The following is an 8,937-nucleotide window of genomic DNA, read 5'->3' on the forward strand; positions in this document are numbered from 1 at the left end:
GAGTATCTATGAGCATTTACAGTAAAATCCTCGTCGTTGCCAACCTCAATAGCGATGAGCAACCTGCCCTTGCTCGTGCAGTTCAACTTGCTAAGAAGAGTAAATCGAGAAGCAACATTTCTTTCTTCTTATCTATCTACGACTTTTCCTACGATATGACATCCATGTTATCTCATGAAGAGCGTGATGCAATGAGACGCGGTGTGATTCAGCAGCGCGAAGAATGGATGCGCAATGTTGCCAAACCATTTCTCGATGACAGTTTTGACTTCGATGTAAAGGTGGTGTGGCACAATCGCCCTTATGTCGCTATCGTAGAAGAAGTGTTTGAAGGAAAACACGATATTGTCATTAAAGCGACTCGTAAGCATGACATATTAGAGTCCGTTATATTCACTCCGACAGATTGGCACTTATTAAGAAAATGCCCAGTACCTGTATTGTTAGTGAAAAATTCGGACTGGCCAGAACAGGCAAACATTATTGCTTCTGTACATGTAGGTTCGGAAAATCCAACTCACATAGACCTTAATGATTGCATGGTAAAACAGCTTGATAGCTTGACTGAGCGTCTTGGTGCAACGGGTTATTTGGTCAATGCCTACCCTGTAACCCCTGCAAATATTACTATTGAGCTGCCGGAGTTCGATCCAGCAACGTACACAGACGCGGTCCGTGGGCATCATTTAACCGCGATGAAGGCTCTAAGGCAAAAGCACGGTTATCCAGAAGAGCGCACGATTGTTGAACAAGGTTTACCAGAAGATATCATTCCGGAAGTATCACGTCAGCTCGATGCGGGTATGGTAATACTGGGTACTACGGGACGTACTGGTTTGTCTGCTGTCTTTATCGGAAATACGGCCGAACATGTTATTGATAAGATTAATTGTGACGTGTTGGCATTAAAACCCGCTGGTTACATTAGTCCGTTAGATCCAAATGAGAGCGAATAACATTGGTTGAATTTGTATGATTAGGTCGTTGGTGTGACTCTAAATAAAGCGCTCATGTAGAATTATATTGAGCAATAAAACCATTGTAAAAGTAGCACGCCCCTCATTAGAGGGGCGTTTTCAATGACAATTAGGAACTAAACGTTAGTTACATCAATAAACATTGACTCATCGATATTGGTCGACGACACCGTTGCTTCACTAAATTCATACTCTTCACGTTCCCCTTCGCGATCAAGAGGAAGGTTTACGAAATCAAACAAGTTTCTGTCAGCTAACTGGCTAGGACTGACGTTTTGAATGGATTTAAAGATACTCTCTACTCGCCCAGGTGTCTTCTTGTCCCAATCAATGAGCATGGCTTTAATAGCTTGACGCTGCAGGTTTTCTTGTGAACCACAAAGATTACACGGAATAATCGGAAACTCTTTATGCTCAGCATAACGAATAAGATCTTTTTCACGGCAATACGTCAGTGGACGAATAACAACGTTACGACCATCGTCAGAGCGCAGTTTTGGTGGCATCGCTTTAAGACGTGAACCATGGAACATATTTAAGAACATGGTTTCCACAATATCATCTAAGTGATGACCTAGAGCGATCTTGGTTGCGCCAATTTTTTCAGCGAAAGAATAAAGCGTACCGCGACGCAATCTAGAACACAAACCGCACGTCGTTTTGCCTTCAGGAATCTTCTCTTTCACCACTGAGTATGTATCTTTATCCACGATATAATATGGAATATTTAGTGTCTCAAAATAGTCAGGCAGAATATGCTCAGGAAAACCTGGTTGCTTTTGGTCTAAGTTGACCGCCACAACATCAAACTTAATCGGCGCAGCTTTTTGAAGGTTCAATAGGATATCGAGCATCGCAAATGAATCCTTACCACCACTAATACACGCCATTACAACATCGTTCTCTTCTATCATGTTGTAATCTATGATCGCGTTTCCAACATTTCTTCTGAGGCGCTTTTGAAGCTTGTTGAATTCTAGGGTTTCTTTTCTTGTATCTAATTGGGTCATCGCGGGCTCTCACATTGCCGACTAGTGTCGACGGTTGGATTTCCTATCAAGGGTTTATCTGGGGCGTGGATTATACGAGCTTTTTTTCCATTATTAAATGGTTGTTTCTCGTTGAATTGGTTCGATTTAGGGATTTACGTCGTTGTGAGGATTGGAATTCAACCTTCTTCGGTGACAAGAAGGTTGATTATCTGATTGTTTATTTCGCGGTTGGCAAATATGGTAGTACGCGCAATGTCTGTGCAGGTAGAGTGATGTAGCCATTCTCTCCGATATCAGCGAGCTTCACTTGTACCTTACCATTCTCTATTGGTTGTTGTTTACCATTAGAAAACACCACTGTTCCTGATACCTCTGGGGAAAACTCAAGAGTGACCCCTTCTACATCAGGCGTAAACCAGCTTGCAAACATCCCCCCTAAGTCTTCCAACATGGTTTTCATTTGTGGCAATAAGTTCTCTATTTCACTATAGGGAACCTCGCCTGATAGAGGTTGCTTAGTCAATACCACCATCGAGAAATCGCATCGCTGGTCTTGTGGCGTATGCACGAAAACTAAGGGGTTAGCTTGTTTTAGATTGCTGTCTAGCGGAACCAGTAACTCATTAGCAGGGCTAGTTTGAAGCACTTCATAATGTTCCTCTTTTTCCATCCACGCTTTCTCTATTTGGCATAAAGATTTGCTATCCGCGTCGACAAAGAAAAAACCAACTTTTACATCTTGATGCCCTTCTTTTGCATTATTCTTCATCTGAGAGTAAAGCTTAGAGTAGGTAAACATATATTCTTGAGCTAACGTAGGCAGCGTAAATGTGCTCGCAGCCAATCCCAAAAGGGCTAAGTTAATTACTTTCATAAGTTATTGTTTTTGTGTCCAGAATTCTTCATTATGACGAATCATTGCTTGCAGGTCTTTGACGTATGCCTCACCGCGCTCAGAGTAGCGCAATAATCCGTTGGTTATCGCTAGCGCCGCGGCTTCCGTGCTTGGGTCTTGCCCTTTCGCTCTAATGCCAGCACGAATTTCTCTAAGCTTCTGATAGGCTCGGTTACGGTTGACGTTCATAAAATAACCGTGAATTGATCCCTGAGGTGAATCAAACTTTGCGACTTCGTGTGTTTTACCCGCACTCCTTTTTAAAGGAACAACACCGCAACCTTTTGCGTAGCACCATTGACCAAAATAATTGTTAGCTTCTTTGGCAAATCTTGAGGTACCCCAAGCTGATTCGTTGGCAGCTTGCGTCAACACCAACGCTTCTGGTAGTACATCGACTCGATGTAGCATCTTATCCAGCCACTGAGCAGTAACCTCAGTGGGTTCAAGTTGATATAACCGTCCTAAACGCTTCGCCGTTTCAATCTGCTCAGAATCCAACGCATTTTGTTCTAATGCTGTTTGCATATCCAATAATCGTTTACGTTCTTTGAGAACGCGGGCGTTTTCGATTTCGACACCAGGTCGTAAATAATCAAAAAAGTTTTTCTTCTTAGTCCGAGTATCAGTCATGGCCGACGTATCAGGTTTAGATTGTGATATTGGCGTCAGCGCAGGCTCTAACTGCTCCGTATCATCCTGTTTTTCATAGCAAAATAAAAAAGCGCTCCCCGAAAGGAGAGCGATAATAGATAGAATTTTGCGTGATTTACGCATCAAATACCTCTGGGTTTTTATTTGGCTTATCATCTTTTCTCGGAGGTGGTGGCGTATTGTCATCATTGTTACGATGATCCGAGTCGTCATTTGAGCCATTATTATCTTGAGTCGCCACTATTTTAAGCTGTATCCCAAACATTTCTCTGTAAAGAATGCCCTTTACATGGAAAAAGAATGGTAAAACAAAAATAAGCCCAATTCCGTAGAACATGGCCCCAACAATAAACATTAATACTAGCAGAATGTAAATTCCCGCAAGCACGAAAATCTTTTTATTCACCGCTCGAAGGGAAAGCAGAAGCGATTGCAACGGTGGGATCTTCTTTTCGCAAATAAGCAAAATTGATTGGCTGAACGCGAGGGATAAATACATAGACAAGAACGGCAAAATCATACTAACCATGCCCTGAAGCACAAGGCTAAACAGGGTCGCGATAATAACCGGAACGGTAAATTGCAAACCTTTAGCAATATGACGTGGTTTTGTGGTCAAGCCGGCTGCGTGACTCATTGCCATTAATGAAATGCCTGCATATACAGGTGCACTCACCACTTCATAACTGAAATTGGCGACAAAGATGGCTTGAAAAATTTGCTCATTCAATAATGATGGGTCTTGAAATGCCTGCAAGATCACCGAAGGATCGCCAAGCTGTAATTGCAGCGCGATATAGAAGATTCCAAGTTGCACAAAAATGAGTGCGACAATTGCGGGAGAGAAAGACATAAAATGCTTGGTGGTTTGCTTCCAAGCTTCTTGAAACACCGCTCCAGCTTTAAGCTCATACTGGCCTGATACCGCGCGTTCAATGCTTCCACCCAGATTGAAGTCTCTTTCAAAATCGTTTTTCATAGTATTTCCAAGTTACATCCACATTGCGAATGTGTAATTTCTTCGTTGAAAAGGCTGCGCCATTATAGCGGGAACTACAATGCAATATCACTGTTATAACCTTGCTTTCTCATCTTTTTGGATGATAATTAACCATCTGATAAGGCGAAAATTTCAACTTAGTTAGTTCTTAAACTAGTATGGTAAATAATCTTTAGTTTTACCTACAAAATTTTTTCTGTTTCGAGGTAAGAAAATGCTTTGAATTCACTCGATTGGTGATTATGATGCGCGCCTTAAATGTGTATAGCAACCGGCCAATTATAAAATTTCGGCCAAGGTGGAGATAAACAGACGTTGAACGCTAAACATTCAGTAGAAACACCGGTAGTCCAACTATCAGGTGTAAGTAAAAGTTTCGATGGTAAGGAAATCATCGCTAATCTTAACTTAAACGTTAATCATGGTGAGTTTCTCACTATATTGGGTCCTTCGGGTTGTGGTAAAACTACCGTACTTAGAATGATTGCTGGCTTTGAAACGGTTGATAACGGCCGAATTACGCTAGCTGCCCAAGATGTAACGGACATCCCTGCTGAACAGAGGCATGTAAACACCGTTTTCCAAAGCTACGCCCTATTCCCGCATATGACCGTGTTTGAGAACGTCGCATTTGGTTTGCGCATGCAAAAAGTACCAAACGCAGAGATAGAACCACGTGTTCTTGAATCACTAAAAATGGTACGTCTAGAGAAGATGGCTCAGCGCAAGCCGCATCAGCTTTCTGGTGGTCAACAACAACGTATCGCTATCGCTCGCGCGGTTGTAAACAAGCCAAAAGTATTGCTTCTTGATGAATCTCTTTCCGCACTTGACTACAAATTGCGTAAGCAGATGCAGATTGAACTTAAGCAGCTTCAGCGCCAATTAGGTATCACCTTTATCTTTGTTACTCATGACCAAGAAGAAGCGTTATCGATGTCTGACCGTATTATCGTTATGCGTGATGGTGTCATTGAACAAGACGGTTCACCTCGTGAAATCTACGAAGAGCCGAAGAACCTGTTCGTCGCTCGTTTCATTGGCGAGATTAACGTTTTCAACGCTATCGCACGTGAAAGAATCGATGACAAACGCATCAAGGCTGAAATCGAAGGTCAAGAGAGTATTGTGTACTACGACAAAGCTTTCGAGTCTGGTGAGAAATTACAAGTTCTACTCCGCCCTGAAGATTTACGAATTGAAGAGATCAAAGAGTCGGAAAACAAAGGCATCGTTGGTCACGTAGCAGAGCGCACGTATAAAGGTATGACTCTAGATTCGGTCGTAGAATTAGAATCAGGTATGCGTGTTATGGTCAGTGAATTCTTTAACGAGGATGATCCAGATGTTGACCACTCGTTAGGTCAAAAAGTGGCGGTAACTTGGGTAGAGAGCTGGGAAGTGGTGCTTAAAGATGAGCAAGAGATTTAATTTACAAAACGCCATCATCACTCTGATCGTTAGCTGGTTAGTACTGTTCGTACTTATTCCTAACGTGATGATTATTGGTACCAGTTTTCTAACTAGAGACGAAGCCAACTTAATTGAGATGACGTTCACGTTAGACAACTACGCAAGATTGTTGGATCCACTTTATGCCAAGGTGTTGTTCCACTCATTTTATATGGCGATTGTCGCAACGCTGATTTGCTTGGTTGTTGGTTACCCGTTTGCGTATATCGTAGCGAAGATGCCTGAAAAATGGCGTCCGTTTATGTTGTTCTTGGTTATCGTTCCGTTTTGGACCAACTCTTTAATCCGTACTTACGGCCTGAAGATTGTGTTAGGGACACAAGGCATTTTAAATAAAGGTTTATTAGCGTTGGACATCATCGATAAACCACTACGTATTATGTATACCGAAACAGCGGTTATGATCGGTCTTGTGTATATCCTATTACCGTTCATGATTCTACCGCTCTACTCGGCCATTGAAAAATTGGATGGAACGTATATTGAAGCAGCGAAAGATCTTGGCGCGAATAAGTGGCAGACACTAACCAAAGTGATTTTGCCTCTGACCATGCCTGGCATCATCGGTGGTTGTTTACTTGTTCTGTTACCAGCTCTTGGCATGTTCTATATTGCTGACCTGCTTGGCGGCGCTAAGAACTTGCTAATTGGTAATGTTATTAAGAGTCAGATCCTAAATGCTCGCGATTGGCCATTTGGCGCAGCGACAAGTATCGCTCTTACCGCAGCTATGGCAGTCATGCTATATGCCTACTATCGAGCGGGTAAGCTCTTAAACCGTAAAGTGGAGCTAGAATAATGGGACGCGTAGTTAGATTTAGTTTTATGTCGGTAGTTTACGCGTTTCTATATCTACCGATTATTGTTTTAATTGCGAACTCATTCAATGCGAATAAATTTGGCATGAAATGGGGTGGCTGGACAACCAAGTGGTATCATGCTTTAGTTAATAATGACAGTTTGATGCAAGCGGCTTGGCACTCACTCAATGTTGCGGTGTTCTCTGCGACGGCGGCAACCATTATTGGTAGTTTAACTGCCGTTGCCCTATTCCGTTACCAATTTAAAGGTAAAGGCGCAGTGAGTGGATTACTGTTCATCGTAATGATGTCTCCAGACATTGTTATGGCTATTTCGTTACTGGCCATTTTCCTAGTATTGGGGGCACAGCTAGGCTTCTTTAGTCTATTAATTGCCCATATTACGTTCTGTCTGCCTTTTGTTGTTGTTACTGTTTACAGTCGACTAAAAGGCTTTGACGTAAAAATGCTGGAAGCGGCAAAAGATTTGGGCGCTGGAGAGTGGACTATTCTTAAACAGATCATTCTCCCTCTTGCTAAGCCTGCAGTTGCGGCTGGTTGGTTGTTGTCATTTACGCTTTCATTGGATGACGTGATTGTAAGTTCGTTCGTAACAGGACCAACATATGAAATCCTGCCATTGAAAATCTACTCAATGGTGAAAGTAGGTATATCGCCTGAAGTTAATGCTTTGGCAACACTTATGCTGATTGTCTCTTTAGTTCTTGTGATTACCTCGCAATTACTTGCCAGAGAGAAAGTGAAGTAAGTCGGTAAGATCGCTATTTTATTTGCGGGAGCTGGATGGCATAGGCATTCCGCTCTCTTTTTATCTATGCCTTCGGGCAGCGTTTGTTTTGGAGCTAACGTCAATGAAAAAATGGGCTACTTTATTAGCTGGTAGTGCATGTGCACTCTCTCTACTTTCAGGAGCAGCGAGTGCTAAAGATGATCAAGAATTAGTATTTATGAACTGGGGGCCGTACATCAACAGCAGCATCCTAGAACAGTTTACTAAAGAAACTGGCATTAAAGTGATTTACTCAACTTATGAGTCAAACGAAACTTTATATGCAAAGCTAAAAACACATAATAAGGGCTACGACCTCGTCGTTCCATCTACTTATTTCGTGGCAAAAATGCGCGATGAAGGTATGCTTCAAAAAATTGATAAGTCTAAACTATCCAATTTCAGCAACCTTGATACCAACTACTTAGACAAACCTTATGATCCAAACAATGACTACTCGATTCCACACGTTGTTGCGATCACTGGCTTGGCAGTGAATACAGACATGTACGATCCAGAAGAGTTTACTAGTTGGGCTGATTTGTGGAAGCCTGAGCTAGAAGGTCAACTAATGCTAATGGACGACACACGTGAAGTGTTCCATATCGCATTACGCAAACTAGGCTATTCTGGTAATACCACAGACAAAGCACAAATCGACGAAGCCTACGCAGAGTTACAAAAGCTCATGCCAAACGTATTAGTATTTAACTCAGATAACCCAGGTGCACCATACATGTCTGGTGAAGTGGGTGTCGGTATGCTTTGGAATGGTTCTGCAGCTGCCGCTCAAAACGAAGGACTTCCAATTAAGCTGGTATTCCCTAACGAAGGCGGCATTGGCTGGGTAGATAACTTCGCAATTAGCTCTGGTGCAAGAAACGTAGAAGCGGCACACAAGATGATCGACTTCTTATTGCGCCCTGATATTGCTGAACAGATTTCTCGTGATACTGGTTACCTAACTGCAGTAAAAGCGTCTAACGAGAAGTTCAAAGACAGCCCTGCTCTGTTCCCATCTCAAGAAGACTTAGACCGCGTTGAATGGCAAGATTCTGTCGGTGATAAAACCGTAATTTACGAAGATTACTTCTTGAAGTTAAAAGCTGGTCAGTAACTCATAATACGATTTAGATAAAGGTGGCATTTGTCGAGTAGACGACACCTGTTACCAAGTGTCGTCCCTCTAAGAACCCAGCATGCAACTTTCACCGCACTAGGCTCAAGCCTTCACGAAGGCACCGATTGGCACCCAGCAACTTATAAAGCAGTGAGAGCAGGCTCGTGCCAAGAGTTACGACATTGCTTCTTTGATTTTCTCTTAGCCAAGTATTCTTGGTATTGAGGATCAAAAGG

9 protein-coding genes are annotated in these 8,937 nt (G+C 42.5%); 5 read left to right on the top strand and 4 right to left on the bottom strand.

The window, feature by feature from the left end:
• Positions 1–8: 8 nt before the first annotated feature.
• Positions 9–956 carry a universal stress protein UspE gene (uspE, locus tag VTH8203_RS18930; protein WP_096995037.1) on the top strand — a complete coding sequence of 316 codons (948 nt, stop codon included), beginning with the start codon at positions 9–11 and terminating at the stop codon, positions 954–956.
• Positions 957–1,093: 137 nt separating this feature from the next.
• On the opposite strand, the gene ttcA is transcribed toward uspE, so the two are convergent.
• The 4 genes from ttcA to VTH8203_RS18950 all read right to left on the bottom strand — a co-directional run bounded on the left by ttcA (position 1,094) and on the right by VTH8203_RS18950 (position 4,497).
• Complete coding sequence (ttcA, locus tag VTH8203_RS18935; protein ID WP_096995038.1) at positions 1,094–1,987, bottom strand: tRNA 2-thiocytidine(32) synthetase TtcA; 894 nt, start codon at positions 1,985–1,987, stop codon at positions 1,094–1,096.
• Between the two features lie 199 nt (positions 1,988–2,186).
• A complete protein-coding gene (locus VTH8203_RS18940; RefSeq protein WP_096995039.1) occupies positions 2,187–2,843 on the bottom strand; it encodes a DUF2987 domain-containing protein in 657 nt (218 codons plus the stop codon).
• Positions 2,844–2,846: 3 nt separating this feature from the next.
• A complete protein-coding gene (locus tag VTH8203_RS18945; protein ID WP_096995040.1) occupies positions 2,847–3,641 on the bottom strand; it encodes a glucosaminidase domain-containing protein in 795 nt (264 codons plus the stop codon).
• Positions 3,634–4,497 (bottom strand): hypothetical protein, encoded by an 864-nt coding sequence (locus VTH8203_RS18950; protein ID WP_096995041.1) that lies wholly within the window; start codon positions 4,495–4,497, stop codon positions 3,634–3,636. Before VTH8203_RS18950 ends, VTH8203_RS18945 begins: the two co-directional genes overlap by 8 nt.
• Positions 4,498–4,833: 336 nt before the next feature.
• Here VTH8203_RS18950 and potA point away from each other — a divergent pair, with 336 nt between their 5' ends.
• From potA to VTH8203_RS18970, 4 genes are all read left to right on the top strand, one after another.
• Positions 4,834–5,949, top strand: a complete 1,116-nt coding sequence (gene potA / locus VTH8203_RS18955) for a spermidine/putrescine ABC transporter ATP-binding protein PotA (RefSeq protein WP_096995043.1) — start codon at positions 4,834–4,836, stop codon at positions 5,947–5,949.
• Positions 5,933–6,790: a spermidine/putrescine ABC transporter permease PotB gene (gene potB / locus VTH8203_RS18960; RefSeq protein WP_096995044.1), complete on the top strand. Its 858-nt coding sequence runs from the start codon at positions 5,933–5,935 to the stop codon at positions 6,788–6,790. The genes potA and potB overlap by 17 nt, the downstream gene beginning before the upstream one ends.
• A complete protein-coding gene (gene potC, locus VTH8203_RS18965) occupies positions 6,790–7,560 on the top strand; it encodes a spermidine/putrescine ABC transporter permease PotC (protein ID WP_096995045.1) in 771 nt (256 codons plus the stop codon). The genes potB and potC overlap by 1 nt, the downstream gene beginning before the upstream one ends.
• A gap of 103 nt (positions 7,561–7,663) precedes the next feature.
• The gene (locus VTH8203_RS18970; protein WP_096995046.1) at positions 7,664–8,698 is read left to right on the top strand and encodes an extracellular solute-binding protein; all 1,035 of its coding nucleotides are present in this window, start codon (positions 7,664–7,666) and stop codon (positions 8,696–8,698) included.
• Positions 8,699–8,937 lie beyond the last annotated feature (239 nt).

The organism is Vibrio thalassae, assembly GCF_900089835.1.
Lineage (GTDB): Bacteria > Pseudomonadota > Gammaproteobacteria > Enterobacterales > Vibrionaceae > Vibrio > Vibrio thalassae.

Excerpts from the sequence above, each read along its gene's own strand:
- uspE (WP_096995037.1), top strand. The coding sequence starts at position 9 with ATGAGCATTTACAGTAAAATCCTCGTCGTTGCCAACCTCAATAGCGAT.
- ttcA (WP_096995038.1), bottom strand. The coding sequence starts at position 1,987 with ATGACCCAATTAGATACAAGAAAAGAAACCCTAGAATTCAACAAGCTT.
- VTH8203_RS18940 (WP_096995039.1), bottom strand. The coding sequence starts at position 2,843 with ATGAAAGTAATTAACTTAGCCCTTTTGGGATTGGCTGCGAGCACATTT.
- VTH8203_RS18945 (WP_096995040.1), bottom strand. The coding sequence starts at position 3,641 with ATGCGTAAATCACGCAAAATTCTATCTATTATCGCTCTCCTTTCGGGG.
- VTH8203_RS18950 (WP_096995041.1), bottom strand. The coding sequence starts at position 4,497 with ATGAAAAACGATTTTGAAAGAGACTTCAATCTGGGTGGAAGCATTGAA.
- potB (WP_096995044.1), top strand. The coding sequence starts at position 5,933 with ATGAGCAAGAGATTTAATTTACAAAACGCCATCATCACTCTGATCGTT.
- potC (WP_096995045.1), top strand. The coding sequence starts at position 6,790 with ATGGGACGCGTAGTTAGATTTAGTTTTATGTCGGTAGTTTACGCGTTT.
- VTH8203_RS18970 (WP_096995046.1), top strand. The coding sequence starts at position 7,664 with ATGAAAAAATGGGCTACTTTATTAGCTGGTAGTGCATGTGCACTCTCT.